Source organism: Aliidiomarina sanyensis, assembly GCF_003987175.1.
Classification (GTDB): domain Bacteria; phylum Pseudomonadota; class Gammaproteobacteria; order Enterobacterales; family Alteromonadaceae; genus Aliidiomarina; species Aliidiomarina sanyensis.
Map to the genome: position 1 here is coordinate 26,096 of NZ_PIPM01000015.1, position 20,306 is coordinate 46,401.

Here is a 20,306-nt window from a genome sequence, read left to right on the forward strand (position 1 = left end):
CGTTGTAACGCAGGAGATTATTATGGCCGTTGGAAAAGAGATTAAAACTCAGATCGGGAGTATTAATAATACTCAGAAGATCACCAGCGCAATGGAAATGGTTGCAGCCTCGAAAATGCGTAAAGCGCAGGATCAGATGGCGAGCAGTCGTCCTTATGCGGACGCCATTCGTGACGTGATCGGCCATATTGCTCAGGGTGACCTCGAGTATCAACATCCTTGGATGGTTGAGCGCGAGGTAAAACGCGTTGGATATATCGTCATCTCAACCGACCGCGGCTTGTGCGGCGGCCTGAACAGTAACGAATTCCGTAAGGTAATTCGTGATGTACAGGAGTGGAAAGAGAAAGGTGTTGACGTATGCTTCTCGGCAATCGGAACCAAAGCATCAGGTTTCTTGAAGCGAGTGAGCAATAATATCCTGTCGCAAACGTCTGGTTTGGGTGACAAACCTGCCCTGAACGATCTGATCGGAACGGTATCAGTCATGCTGAACGCATTCGACAGCGGTGAGATTGACCGTTTGTATTTGGTGTACAACAAGTTTGTAAACACCATGACGCAGACACCAATCATTAACCAGCTGTTGCCTTTGCCGAAGTCTGAAGCCGCCAAGCGTGATCATGCTTGGGATTACCTGTACGAGCCGGATGCAAAGTCGCTTCTCGACACACTGCTCCGTCGTTTCGTAGAGAGTCAGGTGTATCAAGGTTCTGTTGAGAATCTGGCGAGTGAACAGGCAGCGCGTATGGTCGCAATGAAAGCAGCGACCGATAACGCAGGACAACTGATTGACGAGTTGCAGTTGGTTTACAACAAAGCACGTCAGGCAGCGATTACCCAAGAAATTTCGGAAATTGTCTCGGGCGCTGGCGCAGTTTAGACCTGCAACCCGGCAAAGGTTATTGAGATTTGCAGAGTTAGAGGATAAGTCATGAGTCAAGGTAAGGTCGTCCAAATCATTGGCGCGGTTGTGGATATCGAATTTCCACAAACCAGCGTACCAAAGATCTACGACGCACTGCGCATCGCTAGCGGTGATCTGAAAGGGTTAACCCTGGAAGTTCAGCAGCAGTTAGGCGGTGGTGTTGTGCGTACAATTGCACTCGGAACGACGGACGGTTTGCGCCGTGGCGTGAGTGTAGAAAATACAGGTGAGCCAATTCTGGTTCCAGTCGGTAAGGCAACGCTAGGACGGATTATGAACGTTCTTGGTGACCCTATTGACGAAGCCGGTGACATCGGCGAAGAAGAGCGGATGTCTATTCACCGTGAAGCCCCTTCTTACGAAGATCAATCAAGCTCGATTGAACTTCTCGAGACTGGTATCAAGGTTATCGACCTCATTTGCCCGTTCGCGAAGGGTGGTAAGGTTGGTCTCTTCGGTGGTGCAGGTGTTGGTAAAACCGTAAACATGATGGAGCTCATCCGGAACATCGCGATCGAGCACAGTGGATACTCTGTATTCGCCGGTGTTGGTGAGCGGACCCGTGAAGGTAATGACTTCTATCATGAAATGAAAGAATCAAACGTACTCGACAAAGTAGCGCTCGTGTACGGTCAGATGAACGAGCCTCCGGGGAACCGTTTGCGCGTAGCATTGACCGGATTGACCATCGCGGAGAAGTTCCGTGACGAAGGTCGCGACGTACTATTCTTCGTCGATAACATCTATCGTTATACTCTGGCCGGTACTGAGGTATCTGCACTTCTGGGTCGTATGCCATCTGCGGTAGGTTATCAGCCCACGTTGGCTGAAGAGATGGGTGTTCTACAGGAGCGGATCACGTCAACTAAAACAGGTTCAATCACGTCAATCCAAGCGGTTTATGTTCCTGCGGATGACTTGACGGACCCGTCACCAGCAACCACCTTTGCTCACTTGGATGCAACGGTTGTATTGTCGCGTGATATCGCGGCTCTGGGTATCTACCCTGCGGTTGACCCGTTGGACTCAACCTCTCGTCAGCTCGACCCGTTAGTGATTGGTCATGAGCACTATGATGTTGCCCGTGGCGTGCAGTCGGTACTTCAGCGCTATAAAGAGCTGAAAGATATCATCGCGATCTTGGGTATGGACGAGCTGTCAGAAGAAGACAAGCGCACCGTTGCTCGTGCTCGTAAGATTCAGCGTTTCTTGTCCCAGCCGTTCTTCGTTGCAGAAGTATTTACCGGTGCACCTGGTAAATACGTCTCTTTGAAAGACACCATTGCTGGTTTCAAGGGAATCCTGGACGGTGAGTACGACAACCTGCCTGAGCAGGCGTTCTACATGGTTGGTACGATCGACGAAGCGATCGAAAAAGCCAACAAAATGTAATCGACCGGGAGGTTTGTAATGGCGGTATCTACTGTACATCTGGATGTGGTAAGCGCTGAAGAACGCTTGTTCTCAGGCGACGTACGTTCAATTCAGGTGACAGCCATCGAGGGTGAAATGGGCATCTTGCCTAAGCACACTCCGTTGCTGACCGCTTTGCAGCCTGGCATGATTCGTTTGGTCACAGCGGCCGGCGAAGAAGAGCTGTTCTATGTCGCTGGTGGCATTATGGAAGTCCAACCGGACGTCGTTACCATTTTGTCGGATACGGCAGTGCGGGGCGGGGATCTCGACGAAGCGGCGATTGAGAAATCAATCCAAGAAGCTCGCGACGCGATCCAGCACTCTGCACCGGATATGTCGTATGCAGAAGCGGCAGCAGAACTTGCCCGAGCGGTTGCACAGTTGCGCGTATTGCAGCAGCTGAAAAAACGCAAAGGCAAATAACAGGTTCGCAAAGGCAATCATCAAAAAACCCGGCTCACGCCGGGTTTTTTATTTCAGATTCTCTGTAACCAACGCACTGCGTTGGTCTGCCTAAAACCGTAATCCCAACGAAAACCCAAGCGCCCCGAGTCAGAGACCGCGGCTTGAAACGAAATTCCGGGGCCGCTGAACTCGTTTTCTCGGTTGCCATCATCAACCGATACGCCATAACCGACGAATCCCAATTGAAATGGCTTTACTTCTTCGGCTTGTGCGGTTGCGAGCAGGCTCCAAAGAACAAGCCCCGCCCCAATCGAGAGCAGTGTCTGCACTGGCCGTTGTTTCATCATTCTCATCACGTACTCCTTGGTCGGTGGGTATTCCACATCGCTGTGACTCCCTTAAGTATTAACAATATTTAGCCTTTCTGGCACCGACTTAACCCTTTCTATACAGAGTTTTGCGTTTTCTTCACATCCACAGGCTTGCAGAAGCGCGCCACAACCGTTTCAGCAGGCACCAAACACTGATAAAATACTCGGCACATTGATGTCTTCACCCGTTCAAGTTTGCAAGGAATTGCCATGTCCGAATCTGCCTTAAATGTTGTTGTTCTTGCCGCGGGCAAAGGAACACGCATGCGCTCGAACCTGCCGAAGGTTCTGCATCCTGTCGCCAACAAACCGATGGTCGCGCACGTCCTCGATACGGCGTTGGGGCTTGGGGCTGAGAAGCTGCAGCTGGTGTTTGGTCATGGTGGAAACGCATTGCAGCGCGCGCTTGCAGATTACAACGTGAATTGGGTGGAGCAAGCAGAGCAATTGGGCACCGGACATGCGGTGCAACAAGTCGTACCATATATCGCCGATGACGATACGGTGCTTATTCTTTATGGGGATGTTCCACTCACCCGCCCAGAGACATTGAAGGGTTTGCTCGATGCGAAAGGTAACAGTGCGTTGGCTCTTTTGACGGTAACCCTTCCTGACCCTACCGGTTATGGCCGAATTGAGCGTACATCAAGCGGTGAGATCACCGGAATTGTCGAGCATAAAGATGCAAATCCTGATCAGTTGGCCATTAACGAGGTCAATACTGGCATGATGGCGGTGCAGGGTGCCGCGTTGAAACGTTGGCTTGGGCAATTGAATAACCATAATGCCCAAGGGGAATTCTATCTGACTGACATCGTCGCCATGGCAGCGAAGGAAGGAGTGCAGATTCAAAGTGCTGCACCGCGCGACATTCCTGAAGTGGAAGGGGCAAACAATCGAATTCAATTAGCAGCGCTTGAGCGGGCCTATCAACGCCGTCAAGCCGATGCCTTAATGATGGCAGGTGCAACCCTACTAGACCCCGCGCGGGTCGATGTCCGTGGTTTAGTGCGCGTCGGCGAAGATGTCGTAATTGATGTGAATGTTGTGCTTGAGGGGAATGTGACCCTCGGAGACGGGGTGGTGATCGAGCCGAATTGCCTCATTCGCAATAGCAGCATCGCAACTGGCGCGCGAATTAAAGCGAACTCGGTGCTTGAAGGATCTAAAATCGGCGAACATGCGCAAGTGGGTCCATTTGCCCGCTTACGACTAGGAACCGAACTCGCGAAAGAAGCGGCGGTAGGCAACTTTGTTGAAGTGAAAAAGTCTTACTTAGGCCAGGGAGCAAAAGCGGGGCATCTGACCTATCTAGGGGATGCCACCATCGGTGCTCATGCGAATATTGGCGCAGGAACCATCACCTGCAATTACGATGGCGTAAACAAGCATCAAACCGAGATTGGCGCGGGAGCCTTCATTGGTTCAAACAGCTCGCTTGTGGCGCCGGTCAAAGTCGGTGAGCAAGCGATTACCGGTGCTGGGTCAGTGATCACCACCGATGTCCCCAACGCAGCTTTGGCGGTCGGACGCGCAAAACAACGGAATATTGAGGGCTATAAGCGCCCAACGAAAAAGGGAGAGAAGTAACGATGTGCGGGATTGTAGGAGCAACGGCAGAGCGTCGAGTTGCGGGTATTCTTTTGGAAGGCCTGCGTCGCCTTGAGTATCGTGGATACGATTCGGCGGGTATGGCGCTGGCCAGTGAACAGGGCCTGCAACAAATTCGTCGCGTGGGAAAAGTGCAAGCACTTGCGGATGCACTCGATGAAACCGGCATCAATGGCAAGAGTGGTATCGCGCACACACGCTGGGCTACCCATGGTGGTGTGACTGAGGCGAATGCCCACCCGCATTTCTCCAATGGCACTTTAGCGGTCGTGCATAACGGAATTATCGAGAACCACGAGACACTGCGGAGAAAACTCCAGGGTCTTGGTTACGAGTTCCTGTCACAAACCGACACCGAAGTGATCTCGCATTTGATGCACCATGAGCTTGAGAAAGGGGTGAGTTTGCTGGACGCGCTCAAAGCGACGGTGAAACAACTCGAAGGTGCATATGGAACCGTGATCATGGACAAGCGCTATCCAGGAGAGCTGGTGGTCGCCCGCTCAGGAAGTCCGCTCGTGATTGGCCTCGGGATTGGTGAGAATTTCATTGCCTCCGATCAGCTCGCGTTACTGCCCGTCACTCGCGAATTTATGTACCTCGAAGAAGGGGATGTCGCATCTGTCACGCGTGACGCCGTCACTATTTTTGACGTGGATGGGCAGGAAGTCACGCGCGAAGTCGTGACGTCTGATCTGCAATATGATGCGGGTGGAAAAGGTGAATACCGCCACTATATGCTCAAAGAAATTCATGAGCAGCCGTTTGCGGTGCGCAACACCCTCGAAGGCCGCGTCAATGGCGACAAAGTATTAGTCAACGCGTTTGGTGAGGAAGCCGAAGCGATTTTCAAAGACGTGAAGCATGTGCAGATCGTAGCCTGTGGAACAAGCTATCACGCGGGCATGGTTGCCCGTTACTGGCTAGAGCAATATGCAGGGGTTTCATGTAACGTCGAGATTGCTTCTGAGTTTCGTTATCGCAAATCGCACGTGTTCCCTGGCAGTTTGTTGGTTACTATTTCTCAGTCCGGTGAGACCGCGGACACCCTAGCGGCTTTGCGCTTGGCGAAAACCTTAGGCTATCGCTCGACATTGACCATTTGTAACGTCGCAACCTCGTCCATGGTCCGTGAGTCCGATCTGTCTTTCTTGACCCGTGCCGGGGCAGAGATTGGGGTGGCGTCGACAAAAGCCTTCACCACGCAGCTTGCCGGTTTGTTGATGTTGGTCGCAGCTTTAGGCCGCTACAACGGTGTTGATCGTGATGTCGAAGCGCGGATCGCCCATGCCCTCTCAACGTTGCCAAATCATTTAGAAGCCGCCCTCAAAATCACCCAAGAGATTGAAGCACTGGCGGAAGAGTTTGCAGATAAAGAGCACAGCTTGTTCCTCGGTCGGGGTGAACAATATCCGATTGCAATGGAAGGCGCGCTTAAGTTGAAGGAAATCAGCTACATTCACGCGGAAGCTTATGCCGCAGGCGAGCTTAAACATGGTCCTCTGGCATTAATTGACGCCGAGATGCCGGTGATTGTGGTCGCACCAAATAACGAATTGCTTGAGAAGCTGAAATCAAACGTCGAAGAAGTGCGCGCGCGGGGCGGCATCATGTATGTCTTCGCTGATCGCGACGCTGAGTTCGCGAGCGACGAAACGATGCGGGTCATCAACCTCGACCATGTGGATGAGCTTGTGGCGCCGATCGTCTACACCCTCCCCCTCCAGCTTCTGAGCTATTATGTTGCCATCATCAAAGGTACCGATGTGGATCAACCGCGAAACCTCGCGAAGAGTGTGACCGTGGAGTAAAAACAAGGGCCGCAAGGCCCTTGTTTTGGGAATACGGCAAATGTTACGGCCTTATTCAGACTTCTAGTATCAATCGGATTCTTGAGTGCCTAGAGGCGAAACTCTATGAGCAAAGGTCTTTAATCCGTCGATGTGCTCGGCAAGATCGCCATTTACCTTGAGTCCCATGGAGTCAAGTATGAAGTGAGCTCCTTCAATCCTCGCTAATTTGGCGGCAGGCACAAAATCGCTGTCGCCGGAGATGAGGACTATTTTATCGGCAAGTTTTTTCAGAACTACGCTGGCAATATCTATCCCTAGCTTCATATCAACGCCTTTTTGAATAGGCCTGATTGATACATTGTTAGGATCGATCTGGCTGGTGTTTATTTCACCGCGTATTAGCTTATTGAAGTTATGAATTTTATCCTTTCGGATAAATCCCCACTCATTGCCAGTAGTACTTAGCTTCCCCATTCGACTAGCTACGTATGGTTGCCTTAGTAAGGCTTCATGTAACGCGCTGTTATACCGGGTAATATCGCTTTTAGAGAAATCGATGAGCTGATTGGTTATTGGGTGATGGGCTTTATGACTAAGGGGAGGGCAATCGTAGTAGTAAATTCTGTATAGCTCTTCACCATTTTTTCTGTCGACATGCTTAATCCAGTAGTGCCACATAGCTTTAGCTAATCTATCAGGCGCTTCCGACATAGATGGATCTGCCAGTTTAGTGAATTTCCTAGAGAAGAAACCGGCATCAACGAATATTGCTACTGTCCTTTTAGCCATTAGTAGTTTCCTTAAACTAAAACGCTCCCGGGTCGTCACTTCCCAGATGTTGGGAGGAGTCGCCGAGAGCGAGATGTAACTAAATAGTAACTCACAGAGCCAAAGAAGCGCAAAGTCGTTCGTCGCAAACTACTACCTTATAACGCAGCTATTTCCCAGTAGGGGAGGTACTGTAAAATAAAGTTTGACAAGAAGGACTTCTCAGTTTACTTTTGCGGTATCGGGTTTACTGTAATTAATCGGCAGTGATTTCGATAAAAGGAAGGCGCATTGGCAGGGGGCAACCTGCCAATGCTGTCATCAACCACTAACCCTTCAAAAGTTAAGAGGTAAATACACGATGAAAGTATATCAGATAAATTATGACCTAAGAAATCAGCGTGATTACGAGCGACTTCACGAGAAAATTCAGTCACTAGGGAACTGGGCTCATGTGCTCAATTCCTGCTGGATAATTGAATCAAACATGACAGCCGCTCAAATACGCAACGCACTTGCAGCAGTGATGGATCACGATGATGGGCTGCTTGTCACCCGCCTAACTGGAGAGGCCGCTTGGGATAATCTTGATCAAGATGGCACTTTAAATAGCTGGTTGAAAAGCACGCTTAGTAACGCAGCATAAAATCAGGCGCCAAGGAAGGCGCATCCAAGGAGGACTAATGACAAACAAATTAATTTCGAATACGGTGCCACTCGGAAGCATCGCAGACGTTCGTATGGGCTTTACTTTTCGCGAACGTGTAGATGAAGTGAAAAATGGGAACGCGCATATTGTTCAACTCAAAGATACCCGTAAAGTCTGGGATGAAACGCAGTCCGTAGCTATTACACCTAGTGACCTACCGCAAATAAACTGGCAAGGTAAGCCTAAAGCATTTGTTGAAGCTGATAGCATTATATTGCCCTCGAAAGGCAGTTTTCTTAAGGCTTTTAAAATCGCACCCAGCCAAAACGGTTTACCCGTGGTGGTGAGTAGTCAGTTTTTGGTGATTACTGTGAAAGAAAGCCATAAGAATAAGGTGTCAGCCGATTTCCTTTGTTGGATATTGAATGAAGCAAGTACACAGCGCTTGTTGGTTGGTGAAAGCCAAGGCACCAATATCATGCTATTGAAAACATCGGCGGTGAAACAGGTACACATTCCGTTGCCAACACTAAAAAAGCAAAACCAAATTCTAACGTTGGACACCATGTGGAAAAGGGAACAGCAGCTTACGCACGCCCTACTCGCGAACCGCGAAGCAATGATAACCGGTGTGCTGCAGCAATTACTCAAGGAGACGAATTAATATGAACAACAAAATCAATCAAGATTCAATCAACAAAGCCCTTTGGAATGCCTGCGATACTTTCCGCGGCACCGTGAGCGCAGATACCTATAAAGACTTCATTCTCACCACATTGTTCTTAAAGTACATCTCAGACGTGTGGCAAGACCATTACGACCAGTACCAAGCTGAACATGGCGATGTGCCTGAGTTAATAGAAGAACTAATGAAAAATGAGCGCTTCGTATTACCACGCGAAGCGAGCTTTTATGCTTTGTACGAGCGCCGCTATGAGCCAGGTAACGGTGAGCGCATTGACCAAGCGTTGCATGCTATTGAAGAAGCTAACGGCACCAAACTCAAAGACGCTGGCAAAAGCGTGTTCCAAGATATCAGCTTTAACACCGATAAGCTGGGCGAAGAAAAGCAAAAGAACGACATACTGCGCCACTTACTTGAAGATTTCGCTAAACCTGAGCTAAACCTTAAACCTAGCCGCGTTGGCACGCTGGATGTGATCGGGAACGCTTACGAATACCTGATTAAAAACTTTGCCGCCAGCGGCGGACAAAAAGCCGGTGAGTTTTATACTCCGCCCGAGGTGTCAGATTTAATCGCCGAATTACTCGACCCGCAACCGGGCGACAGCATTTGTGATCCTGCTTGTGGTTCTGGTTCACTCTTGATGAAGTGTGGCCGCAAGGTCGTTTCTAACCACGGCAGCAAGCAGTACGCCTTGTATGGGCAAGAAGCCATTGGTTCGACCTGGTCGCTGGCCAAAATGAACATGTTCCTGCATGGGGAAGATAACCACAAAATTGAATGGGGCGATACGATTCGTAACCCCAAGCTGCTCGATAAAAATGGCGACCTTATGCTGTTTGATATCGTTACCGCGAACCCACCCTTTAGCTTAGACAAATGGGGCCATGGTGACGCCGAAAACGATAAGTTTGGGCGCTTTCGTCGCGGCATTCCGCCCAAAACTAAAGGTGATTACGCCTTCATTCTGCACATGATCGAAACCCTAAAACCGGGCTCGTCATCGAAACACGGCGGGCGTATGGGTGTAGTGGTGCCCCATGGCGTACTTTTCCGCGGTTCTTCAGAAGGTAAAATTCGTAAGCAGCTCATTGATGAGAACCTACTCGATGCAGTGATTGGTTTACCGGAAAAACTGTTTTACGGCACGGGTATTCCTGCTGCTATTTTGCTCTTCAAGAAAAACAAAGATAACGAAAAAGTGTTATTTATCGATGCCTCGCGCGAGTTCAAATCGGGTAAAAACCAGAACCAGCTTAGCGAGGAGAATATTCAGAAAATCGTTGATACCTACCGTGCGCGCGCAACTGTCGACAAATACGCTTACCTAGCCAGCCTAGAAGAGATTCAAGAGAACGATTACAACCTCAACATTCCACGCTATGTGGATACCTTTGAGGAAGAGGAAGAAATTGACCTCATGGAAGTTCGCGCTGAGCGTATGAAGTTAAAGGCCGAACTTGATGAACTAGAAGACCAGATGGCGAAGTATCTGGAGGAGTTGGGTTATGGTGCCTGAGGGGTGGACGGAAGAGTATGTCAAAGGGTTAGTCAGGAGCCTAGATTCAGGCGTTTCTGTGAACTCTGAAGACGATGGTAATGAAAATGCTACACATAAAATACTTAAAACAAGTTGTGTTTCACATGGTTATTTTAAAAGTGATGAAACCAAGTCAGTAATCGAGCAGTCAGAGATTGCGAGGCTTCGAGAGCCAGTGATAGCAAATTCCATCATTATTAGTCGAATGAATACTCCAGCATTAGTCGGGGCGAATGCTTATGTGGAGACTGCTCTTAATAATACTTATCTACCGGACAGGCTTTGGCAAATAAAAACCAAAAACAAAGTTGTTGAGGTGAGATGGTTAGCATACTGGTTTGGTTCAGCTCACACCAGATATAGGTTGTCAAACCTCGGTACAGGTACTAGCGGGAGCATGAAGAACATCACAAAATCAGATGTTTTAAATTTATCTTTGTTAGTGCCACCACTTCCAGAACAAAAAAAAATCGCCCAAATCCTTTCCACTTGGGATAAGGCCATTACCACTACTGAGCAACTGCTTGCCAACAGCCAGCAGCAAAAAAAAGCCTTGATGCAACAATTGCTCACCGGCAAAAAGCGATTGTTGAATAAGAATGGGGATAGATTTAGTGGTGAGTGGAAGGTGGTAGAGATTGGAAGAGTTTTGAAAGAGGTGAAACGCCCTGTCGATTGGGATGATGATGCGGAATACAAGCTACTCAGCGTGAAGCGGCGCTCAGAAGGCGTTGTATTAAGGGAAGTTCTCAAGGGATCAGATATTCTGACTAAGAAGATGAATGTAGCTCATTCTGGCGACTTTCTTATTTCAAAAATGCAAATCGTTCATGGTGCCGCTGGTTTGGTTTCTAATGAATTTGATGGTTTTCATGTCTCTGATTCGTACATCAGTCTCATTCCCAAAGATGAGTGCAAGTTAGATATTCACTTCTTTGCGTGGTTTGCCAAACAGAAGTTGATGTATCACATAGCATTTCTATGTAGCTACGGTGTTCATATTGAGAAGATGACATTCAATTTCAAACTTTTCCTGAAGGAGAAAATCTGGGTGCCAGCTTCAATAGAGGAGCAACAAAAAATCGCCACAGTGCTTTCCAGCGCCGAGCAGGAAATCTCTGCCTTACAACAAAAGCTCGATGCCTTAAAACAAGAGAAAAAAGCCCTGATGCAACAACTCCTAACAGGCAAGCGCCGCGTGAAAGTTGATGAGGTGGCGGCATGACAGAACTTGTTGAAGCGATGACTTTTGCAACCCGCGATGAGTTTCAGCGTGAGCCTATCGCGGACCAACTCATTAACCTGTTGACGTCTGAAATCGAAATTTCTCCCCTAGTAATTGATGGAGATTGGGGTACTGGGAAAACTGAATTTTGTACCAAGCTTAAACATAAGCTGGAAAACCAGACAGACTATCGCGCCGTCTATGTGGATGCATTCAAGGCAGACCATGCCGACAACCCACTGATGACCATTTTAAGTGCTGTCTTATCACTGGTGGATAAAGCAGAAAAACAAAGCCTGAGAGACAAAGCGTTACCAGTTCTGCGCTTAGGCGTCAAAGTAGCCGGCAAAGCTTTTGTGAGTCATCTATTGCGTACGGATTCCGAAACGCTTCAAGCTGAGGTCGCGAGAGAGCTCGATAAAGCCGCTGATGAAGTTATCGATTCCGCTGTTCACTCGATGCTTAAAGATCATGAGGAGGCCGAGACGAACATCAAAGCATTACAGAAAACGCTCGAAGCAGTCGCTAAAGATCATCCAATCGTAATTTTTATTGATGAGCTCGATCGTTGCCGACCTGATTTTGCCGTAGAAATGCTGGAGTTGATTAAACATACCTTCGATGTGTCGGGTATTCAATTCGTGCTTGTGACGAACATGAAGCAATTGAAGGCTGCCATCAACCACGCTTACGGCGCAGGCGTAGAAGCCGAGCGATATCTTGATAAGTTTATTAAGTTCCGCTGTGTGTTGCCGGAAAACTACAGACGCACAGGTGACTCGTACCAGAGGGAGCGCCGAGCATCTGTTGAGTATTTAGTCGCAGCACTTGCTAAGAGTAAAACATTGGAAGGCACTCGGCTTGCAACAGAGCAAAATAAGGTAACAGAGTTTGCGAAAGAGCTAGTATCTCGCAAAAGCTGTTCATTGCGTGAAGTCGAAACCTTTGTACGCCATTTAGAAATCTATCATCAACTCACTGGTGGATTGAACGATCGAGACCCTTTTGGTTTTGCATTAATCCGGATCTTTGGAGTATTTGTGTATTGCTTTCATATTGAGTTAGCCGGGTCAATTCGAGCGCGAAAGCTAAGTGAAGAGTCGATAGTCAAGGCATTGGGCGAGAGCTTCATCGAAGTTACCGAAGTCAGAAAGGCAGATTCAGATACGATTTGTACCATCACAGGTCTTATACTGCAGGATATAGAAGGTACAACCTCAGCAGATGAACAGAGCGAAAATAAAGTATCCGACGTCACGAGAGCTAAACGCGATTGGTTTGGTATTAGAGGCTTGTATGAGGGACAACTGTTGGAAGTGCTTCGCGATGCCATTATGACTTTCAGCCTTGGAGCTAGAGCATGACGGACGATTTGCATAAGGGTGCGAATACCGACAACTTTATTCTGTTTTCAGTAGGAGACGGTCGCGTTCAAACTCAATGCCGATTTGAAGGCGATACTCTTTGGCTTCCTCAAGCCACTATCGCTGAACTCTTCCAAGTAACACCGCAAGCGATTACGCAGCATATACGATCGGTTTACGAAGACGTTGAACTGGATGAACGTTCAACTTGTGAGGATTACGGGTCTAGCTTTGCGCAACAAACGAGTGTTTCTGTGAGACTGCGTCACTAAATTAGACGAATTCTTAACTTGTAACGAGCGCGATGTATTGGCGCAAAGAGAACCAATCAAAGGAAACAAAAGTGAGTAATATGAACGAACAACCGCAAGGGTATTTGTCGGACGAAGAGTTTGAGTTTATTGAAGCGATGCTCGACAAATATGGCCACGATGAAGCCGTACTTGATGCTTCCGAGCTGGATGGCTTTTTAACGGCGGTGGTATCGGGCCCGGATATGATTCCGCCGAGTGTATGGATGCCGGCTATTTGGGGCGGTGAGGCGCATAGCCCGAACTGGGAAAGCGAAGACGAGTTTAAGCGCTTTATTTCATTAGTTATCCGCCACATGAACTGCATTGTTGACATGTTGATGACGAAAAATACGGGTGAATTCTCGGCACTGTTTAAAGCGAGAACACAATCAAAGCAGCAGGTATTCATTGTTGAGGAGTGGTGTTTTGGATATATGCGTGGTGTCGATTTAGGCAACTGGCCAGAAATGTCGAAAGAGCCTGAGCAAGCCCTTGCACTTATTGCCCTGCATGGAAAAGAAGAGCATTTCGACAAGATTGAAGCGCTAAGCTTAAAAGAGCACCAATCCCATGTTTCGTTGCTAGAGTTAGGCGCCGAAATGATACATGCCTACTGGTTAAATCAACGTCAGCACCTTCACCCTAGTGCTATGACGAAATCGACGGTGCAGAGCCCTGTTGTCAGTTTGCCTAAAATAGGCAGAAATGAGCTATGCCCTTGTGGCAGCGGCAAAAAATATAAGCAATGTTGTTTGCATTGATGGAAATTTGAACATTGACATGGGAAGGGGTTCTTTCTATACTTATCGCACGACTCACCCCTTATAGCTGTCATACAATTGGCTTCGATTTGGGGCGAAAAAACCGCCTCTCGGCGGTTTTTTCATTTCTGGCATAAGGAACTTGCATGAAAATTATCGCATGTGCTGATGGACATATGCCTCAGTATTGCAGTGAAGTTTGCAAAATTAACCTGTCGGGGCTATATTGTCGGGTAACAACACCCGCAGCGCCTCTGACTCAAGCGTACCAGTGCGGGTTTTTTTATGGCTAATCTTCCCTCTCCGCCTTTGCGCGAATTCCAAAAAATTCCCTTCGATTATCCTGACCTGATTGGAAAATTAAGGCGAAAGGGATTAACGGTCGGCGACTCCGAATATGCCGCTGAGCAGTTAAAAAGAATAGGCTATTATCGGTTTGTGGGGTATGGGCTGCCGTTCGAGGAATATAACAGCCGAGGTCAACGTACGGGCGTTTATGCATCTAGTGCTAACTTTCAGCAAATTATCGCCCTCTACGATCACGATCTTCGCTTACGCCAAGTACTCCTCGCTGCTTTGGCTGAAATAGAAATTGGTATTCGAAATCTAATAAATCATACACTGTGCATTAGGACACAGAAGGCACATTGGTTTTTAGACCAAACGCTTTTTGTTGAAAGTGACAAATTTAAGCATAGTAGCTTTCTAAACAAGATTAAATTGGCGACTTCCCAATCAGCGGAACTAGGTAGTGAAAGACAGCGGCTTCGCGATCAGTTTATAAATCATTACTATACGAACTATGATTCTCCTGAGTTTCCGCCGGGCTGGATGATTGCTGAAGTGCTTTCTTTAGGGTCTTGGTCGCTACTGTTTCAACACTTTCAAGAAAGTAAGACTAGAAAATCGATTTCAAGACAACTCGATTTGTCGCCACCGACTCTTGAATCATGGTTGCACTCGTTAACTTATTTACGGAATTTGTGCGCGCATCATGGGCGATTAGCGATGCGACATTTACCATTGCAACCCGCCGGAGATAAGGATCTCCCAAGACAAAAAGAGCCCTGTTTATTTAATTATTTTGGCGTAACGTGGTATTTGTTAAAGCAATTCTCGGGCAATACCGTATGGCTTGACCAACTATTTGATATTGTCGATGAGATTGATAACGCGGAAGGTTTTTACGGTATACCAAACGATTGGCTTGAGGACGAATTTTGGTTCAAGTAGTTTAATGTAGACAGAACAAAGCGACATGATACCGACAGTGAAAAAACCAATAAAAAAACCGGAGTACTGGTAATGGAACGCTACACCCCGAAGTTTCAGGAAGAATATGCTGCCAAAATTCCAGCCATGGCGTTATTGGCGAATTTGGGGTGGGCGTTTTTGGCGCCAAGTGAGGCGTTGGCCCTGCGTGGTGGCAAGCAAGACCAAGTGGTGTTGCGAGATGTACTGCGCGAAACTCTCGCCAAGCGCACTTTTGTGCATGCGGGTGTTGCGCACTCGCTGTCGAATAACTCTATCGACAACATTATTTCTCATATATGCTCGCCGGCGCTAAACGAAGGGCTGCGCCATGCCAATGAGCAGATTTATAACCACTTGATGTATGGCATGTCGGTTACCGAATTTGTCGATGGTAAAAAGGTAAGCCCTACCATTCAGCTGATTGATTGGCACAGCCTAGCGAACAATCAATTTCATTTTACTGAAGAGTATTCCGTAACTCGCGCGAATGGGCTTGATTCGCGGCGGCCTGATATTGTGTGTTTCGTAAATGGGCTTCCGCTGGTAGTGATTGAAGCTAAGCGGCCAGATGGTAATGCGCAAAAAGGCCCTACGGTGTTAGAAGGTATTTCGCAAAGCTTGCGTAACCAACGGCCCGATGAAATCCCCCATTTATTTGCTTACTCTCAGCTGCTGCTTTCCATTAATGGCAGCGATGGTCGTTATGGCACGGTTGAAACCCCGGAGAAGTTTTGGGCAGCGTGGCGTGAAGAAGACATTGCCGACACGGAAATGCTCGCGCTGAAAAATAAAACCCAAAGCGAGGCAGATACCCATCGTTTGTTCGCTCATCGACTTCCTGGTGATCTAGCCTGGTATAAAAACTTAGTGGCAGGTGGCGAGTTGATGCTATCGGGGCAAGATCGCCTGTTAATTAGCTTGCTCTCACGCCAACGTCTGTTCGACATGATTCGCTATTTCACTATTTTCGATAAAAAGGTCGGAAAAATTGTTGGGCGCTATCAACAAGTATTTGGCATTAAACGTTTAATTGAGCGCATTCAAATGCGTAAACGCAATGGCGGTCGTGAAGGAGGTGTAATTTGGCATACCACTGGCTCAGGCAAATCCTTCACCATGGTGTTTTTATCGAAAACTTTGATTTTGCATGAAGCTCTGAAACAGTGCCGTGTGGTGGTCGTGACGGATCGGGTGGATTTAGAGAGCCAACTGTCGAAAACTTTTGCTTCAGGTGGTGAGCTTGCCAGCAAAAAAGATCGGGAGGCAGCGATGGCCACCTCGGGTAAGCGTTTAGCGGAGCAAATTGGCAAGGGCCACGAGCGAATTGTGTTTACCCTTATTCAAAAGTTTAACTCTGCGACCAAGCTCAAAGAATGCTTCAACCCCAGTGCCGATATTATTGTACTGATTGATGAAGGGCATCGCAGCCAAGGTGGCGAAAACAGTATTCGCATGGAACAGGCATTACCCAAGGCTGCGTTTGTGGCATTTACCGGTACGCCGCTGCTGAAAGACGATAAAACGACAAATAAATTTGGCCCTATTGTGCATGCTTACACCATGCAACGAGCGGTGGAGGATAAGACCGTAACGCCACTTTTATATGAAGAGCGTGTGCCAGATTTAGATGTGAATGAGCGCGCGATTGACGCATGGTTTGACCGCATTACCGAAGGCTTGAGCGACGAGCAGAAAACTGACTTGAAAAAGAAATTTGCGAAACGTGGGCAAGTGTATGGTGCCGATGATCGCATTCGTCTAATTGCTTACGACATTGCACACCATTTCGATAAGAACATTGGCGACACATTAAAAGGCCAACTGTGTTGCGACTCGAGAGCTGCGGCGATTAAGTACAAATGCTTCTTGGACGAGCTGGGTTTGTTTGAATCGGCCGTGGTGATGAGCTCGCCGGATACGCGTGAAGGGAATACTGCGGTAGATGAAGAAAGCGCCCCTGAAATTACCAAGTGGTGGAAAGAAACCGTTGGCAGCAGCGACGAGCAAACCTATACCAAACACTTAATAGAGCGCTTTGCCAATGATCCGAAATTAAAACTTCTGATTGTGGTTGATAAGCTATTAACAGGCTTTGATGAGCCTCGAAATGCGGTGCTCTATATCGACAAGCCGTTGAAAGGCCACAACCTGATTCAGGCCATAGCGCGAGTGAACCGTTTACACCCAGATAAGAAGTTCGGTTTGTTAATTGATTATCGCGGCATTCTTGCTGAGCTCGATACCACCATTCAAGACTATCAAGATCTCGCCTCGCGCACTCAAGGAGGTTACGACATCAATGACATTGATGGTTTGTACCAGCAGATGAGTACAGAGTATAAACGTTTGCCGCAGCTTTATAAGCGCTTGTGGAGCATTTTCGATGGCGTAAAAAATAAGTCAGACATTGAAGCGCTAAAGCATGTGCTCTTACCTCGCATGGAAGAGAGAAGTAGTGAATTTGTCGATGTAAACATGAAAACCCGCGAAGATTTTTACGAGGCACTCAGCGATTTTGCCAGTTGCTTGAAAGTAGCGCTGCAATCGAAAACCTTCTTTGACGACAAGAGCTTTACCGACAAAGACCGTGCGTTATACAAAGAAACCGTGAAGCAGCTTTCTAGCCTGCGCCAAGTGGTGCAGCAAGACGCTGGTGAGCGCGTGAGCTATGACCATTATGCGGCGGATGTGAAAAAGCTGCTGGACAAGCATGTGGTGGGTGTTGGTGTACGAGATTCTGAAGGTGTGTATGAAGTGGGCAAGATGGGGCAACAGCAAAAGCCGGATGAGTGGAGCGAAGAGAAAACCCGCAACGAAACCGACATTATTAAAACCCGCGTTACGAAAATGATTGAGCAAGAGCTGCGTGATGACCCTTATGCGCAAGAAGCATTTTCTAAGTTGCTGCGCCAAGCCATTGAGGAAGCCGAGAAGCTGTTTGATCACCCCTTAAAGCAGTACATGCTGTTCCACGAGTTTGAAGAGCAGGTGCAGGCGCGCAAGCTTGACGATATGCCCGAGGTGTTCGCTACCAACAAGCATGCACAGGGCTACTACGGTGTGTTTAAGCAAAACCTTCCGGATGCCTTTGCGCTAATGGACGAAACTACCCAAGAAAAATGGACAAAACTTGCTTTTCAGGTAGATGAGGTGGTGGGTCAAGCTGTTTCTGAAAACTCCATTAACCCACAAAATATCGAAGCCGATGTGCGCAAGAAGTTACTGCCGATTATCTTTTCGGAGTGTAAGGGCTTGGGTGGCGGCATTGACCAAGCCAAACGCATTGTCGAGTCTATTGTGCAGATAGTGCGTGTTGGCCGGTTGGACAGCTAATGAATGTCGCCATACAGGGGTTTCATTACGGCGATGAATGGATTCCCTTTAGTCGTCGAGCCAGTAAAAGCTCCGCTCAGAAGGTTGTGATTAAAGTAAAGCCAGATTGCACCGTTGAGGTGTTAGCACCCGCAGAATCAAGCGATCAAGAGGTACTAAAAGCGGTTCGTAAGCGCGGACGGTGGGTTTATGAGCAGCTGCGGGACTTTCGGCAGCAACTTGAGCATATTACCCCTCGTAGCTATGTAAGCGGTGAGAGCCACTATTATTTAGGCAAGCAGTATGTGCTTAAAGTTGAAGTTAACCCTCACCTGCCCCGCTCCGCCAAATTGTTACGCGGTCAAATACAGGTAAGTGTTCGCGAAAACGAACCCGAACGCGTGAAGTTGGCGCTAGAGGAATTCTACAAAGCACGCGCTAAAGAGCTCTTTCAAAAGCGGCTTAGCGCAGTTTTAGAACAAGCCCTTTGGGTTGAACAACGCCCGCCAATTCGAGTGCAGACCATGCAAACTCAGTGGGGAAGCTGTTCGCCAAAAGGACGCATCACCTTAAACCCACTGCTCGTGAAAGCTCCTAGAGAATGCATTGATTATGTGATTTTGCACGAGCTTTGCCATATCGCAGAGCACAACCATAGCGAACGATTTTACCGGCTCATGGGGCAAGTAATGCCGAAGTGGGAAGCGGTGAAGCAGCGGTTGGATCGTATGGCTGGGAGGGTTTTCAATGAGTAATGAACAAAGAGACGAAAACTTAGCCCAACCCGATAACCAACAAAAGACTATCGATTCGCTAATCTTGGGTGCAAAAGCTATTGCTGTAATTTCGATTATTGCCATTGTCCTGTCGATCGCAGCTTACATTGCTTTCGCAGTGCGTAACGAATGGGTCTGGGCTAGAGAGCCTATTGATATGGCGCATTTTGGTGGCTACATAAGCGGTACGTTGGGTGTACTTTTGGCACTAGGCACCCTGTCGATATTGGTATGGTCGACCATTATCCAATGGCAAGCTAGTAGCGAGGCGCTGAGAGCTAATACAAAAGCATTTACACTCAGTGAGTACCGAGCCGCAATATCAGCCGTACTCGCGGAATTAGAACTCAAGAACAAAAGCTTTTCGATTGAGCAGCCCATGTTTTTTGAAGGCAAAGGCAAAGGTAAAGAGAAGACGATCACCACAACAATGACATACTGGGATTTCTTTCATGGTGGGCTGAGAGATTGGGCGCCGGGGAATTCATTTGACAGAGTTATTCTCGTTCGCAGAGATTGGAATGACTACTTTGATACAACGGGTTTAATGGAGGAAACCTTACGAATAGATCTGCATTACTATGCGGTTAAAATATCAAAGCTTCGATATTTGATTATTCGCTACCTAGAGGAAGGCGGTATTCCCGATTTGTACTTAGAAGAGCTAGAGGATGCTAGATTGTCGAAACAATATTTAGCAGGCCCTGCATTCGCTGTAAGAGGCGAGATAATTCGCAGCAGAATCAGCAAATCGGTGATCAAAGTTTGTGACGCATCAGCGTCACTGATTGAGAAGATGGAGCCAATGATAAAATGAAGCATGAGTATGATACTTTATTACTCAGTTTTCGGCCTGTCCAGACCAAGAACTACCATCTAGTATGATACTTTATTTTTTTAGTGCTAAATCTCGATAACGAAAAATCAGTAACTTACAGCCCGACGAGTATGAAACTTTATTACTACGCCACAGTTACAGCAACGCTCACTAAGAAAATTCTCACGGTTTTCATCGTTACGCCTATGCCGAGACTGTAAAAGATTTTGTGTAAATGGCTGATTGCACTGTTAAATCCGATCCTGATACATAATCTCGAACTGCGCCATTGCCGGTTTCCAGTTGCGTATGGGCATCGTCCACTTTTTTGAAGCCTG

The 20,306-nt window shown here is 47.8% G+C and carries 17 protein-coding genes; 15 read left to right on the forward strand and 2 right to left on the reverse strand.

The features are described 5' to 3' along the window. Nucleotides 1-22 precede the first annotated feature (22 nt). From atpG to CWE11_RS10605, 3 genes are read left to right on the forward strand one after another with little or no spacing between them, the layout of a single operon-like run. Entirely contained in the window at nucleotides 23-883 is an 861-nt protein-coding gene (gene atpG, locus CWE11_RS10595; protein WP_126777599.1) for a F0F1 ATP synthase subunit gamma, read from the forward strand. Nucleotides 884-934: 51 nt separating this feature from the next. After that, nucleotides 935-2,320, forward strand: a complete 1,386-nt coding sequence (atpD, locus tag CWE11_RS10600) for a F0F1 ATP synthase subunit beta (protein ID WP_126777600.1) — start codon at nucleotides 935-937, stop codon at nucleotides 2,318-2,320. 18 nt (nucleotides 2,321-2,338) lie between these two features. Next, nucleotides 2,339-2,767 (forward strand): F0F1 ATP synthase subunit epsilon, encoded by a 429-nt coding sequence (locus CWE11_RS10605; RefSeq protein ID WP_126777601.1) that lies wholly within the window; start codon nucleotides 2,339-2,341, stop codon nucleotides 2,765-2,767. A 53-nt stretch (nucleotides 2,768-2,820) separates the two neighbouring features. Here CWE11_RS10605 and CWE11_RS10610 read toward each other — a convergent pair whose 3' ends face one another. Continuing rightward, complete coding sequence (locus CWE11_RS10610) at nucleotides 2,821-3,102, reverse strand: hypothetical protein (protein WP_126777602.1); 282 nt, start codon at nucleotides 3,100-3,102, stop codon at nucleotides 2,821-2,823. A 228-nt stretch (nucleotides 3,103-3,330) separates the two neighbouring features. Here CWE11_RS10610 and glmU point away from each other — a divergent pair, with 228 nt between their 5' ends. Beyond that, on the forward strand, nucleotides 3,331-4,710 hold the full coding sequence (glmU, locus tag CWE11_RS10615) for a bifunctional UDP-N-acetylglucosamine diphosphorylase/glucosamine-1-phosphate N-acetyltransferase GlmU (RefSeq protein WP_126777603.1): 1,380 nt from the start codon (nucleotides 3,331-3,333) through the stop codon (nucleotides 4,708-4,710). A 2-nt stretch (nucleotides 4,711-4,712) separates the two neighbouring features. Further along, a complete protein-coding gene (gene glmS / locus CWE11_RS10620; RefSeq protein ID WP_126777604.1) occupies nucleotides 4,713-6,542 on the forward strand; it encodes a glutamine--fructose-6-phosphate transaminase (isomerizing) in 1,830 nt (609 codons plus the stop codon). A 69-nt stretch (nucleotides 6,543-6,611) separates the two neighbouring features. Here glmS and CWE11_RS10625 read toward each other — a convergent pair whose 3' ends face one another. Further along, nucleotides 6,612-7,313, reverse strand: coding sequence for an NYN domain-containing protein (locus CWE11_RS10625; RefSeq protein WP_126777605.1), 702 nt, complete (start codon nucleotides 7,311-7,313; stop codon nucleotides 6,612-6,614). Between the two features lie 340 nt (nucleotides 7,314-7,653). Here CWE11_RS10625 and CWE11_RS10630 point away from each other — a divergent pair, with 340 nt between their 5' ends. From CWE11_RS10630 to CWE11_RS10680, 10 genes are all read left to right on the forward strand, one after another. Then, nucleotides 7,654-7,938 carry a DUF3884 family protein gene (locus CWE11_RS10630; protein ID WP_126777606.1) on the forward strand — a complete coding sequence of 95 codons (285 nt, stop codon included), beginning with the start codon at nucleotides 7,654-7,656 and terminating at the stop codon, nucleotides 7,936-7,938. 37 nt (nucleotides 7,939-7,975) lie between these two features. Further along, entirely contained in the window at nucleotides 7,976-8,605 is a 630-nt protein-coding gene (locus tag CWE11_RS10635; protein WP_126777607.1) for a restriction endonuclease subunit S, read from the forward strand. A 1-nt stretch (nucleotide 8,606) separates the two neighbouring features. Beyond that, complete coding sequence (locus tag CWE11_RS10640) at nucleotides 8,607-10,145, forward strand: type I restriction-modification system subunit M (RefSeq protein WP_126777608.1); 1,539 nt, start codon at nucleotides 8,607-8,609, stop codon at nucleotides 10,143-10,145. Continuing rightward, the gene (locus CWE11_RS10645) at nucleotides 10,135-11,391 is read left to right on the forward strand and encodes a restriction endonuclease subunit S (RefSeq protein WP_126777609.1); all 1,257 of its coding nucleotides are present in this window, start codon (nucleotides 10,135-10,137) and stop codon (nucleotides 11,389-11,391) included. The genes CWE11_RS10640 and CWE11_RS10645 overlap by 11 nt, the downstream gene beginning before the upstream one ends. After that, nucleotides 11,388-12,755 carry a KAP family P-loop NTPase fold protein gene (locus tag CWE11_RS10650; RefSeq protein WP_126777610.1) on the forward strand — a complete coding sequence of 456 codons (1,368 nt, stop codon included), beginning with the start codon at nucleotides 11,388-11,390 and terminating at the stop codon, nucleotides 12,753-12,755. Before CWE11_RS10645 ends, CWE11_RS10650 begins: the two co-directional genes overlap by 4 nt. A 352-nt stretch (nucleotides 12,756-13,107) precedes the next feature. Continuing rightward, complete coding sequence (locus CWE11_RS10660) at nucleotides 13,108-13,809, forward strand: UPF0149 family protein (protein WP_241971782.1); 702 nt, start codon at nucleotides 13,108-13,110, stop codon at nucleotides 13,807-13,809. A 285-nt stretch (nucleotides 13,810-14,094) separates the two neighbouring features. Next, nucleotides 14,095-15,042, forward strand: a complete 948-nt coding sequence (locus tag CWE11_RS10665) for an Abi family protein (RefSeq protein WP_126777613.1) — start codon at nucleotides 14,095-14,097, stop codon at nucleotides 15,040-15,042. A gap of 72 nt (nucleotides 15,043-15,114) precedes the next feature. Then, on the forward strand, nucleotides 15,115-18,396 hold the full coding sequence (locus CWE11_RS10670; protein WP_126777614.1) for a type I restriction endonuclease subunit R: 3,282 nt from the start codon (nucleotides 15,115-15,117) through the stop codon (nucleotides 18,394-18,396). Next, a complete protein-coding gene (locus CWE11_RS10675) occupies nucleotides 18,396-19,130 on the forward strand; it encodes a M48 family metallopeptidase (protein WP_126777615.1) in 735 nt (244 codons plus the stop codon). The genes CWE11_RS10670 and CWE11_RS10675 overlap by 1 nt, the downstream gene beginning before the upstream one ends. Next, nucleotides 19,123-19,968: a hypothetical protein gene (locus CWE11_RS10680; RefSeq protein ID WP_126777616.1), complete on the forward strand. Its 846-nt coding sequence runs from the start codon at nucleotides 19,123-19,125 to the stop codon at nucleotides 19,966-19,968. The genes CWE11_RS10675 and CWE11_RS10680 overlap by 8 nt, the downstream gene beginning before the upstream one ends. Nucleotides 19,969-20,306: the final 338 nt, after the last annotated feature.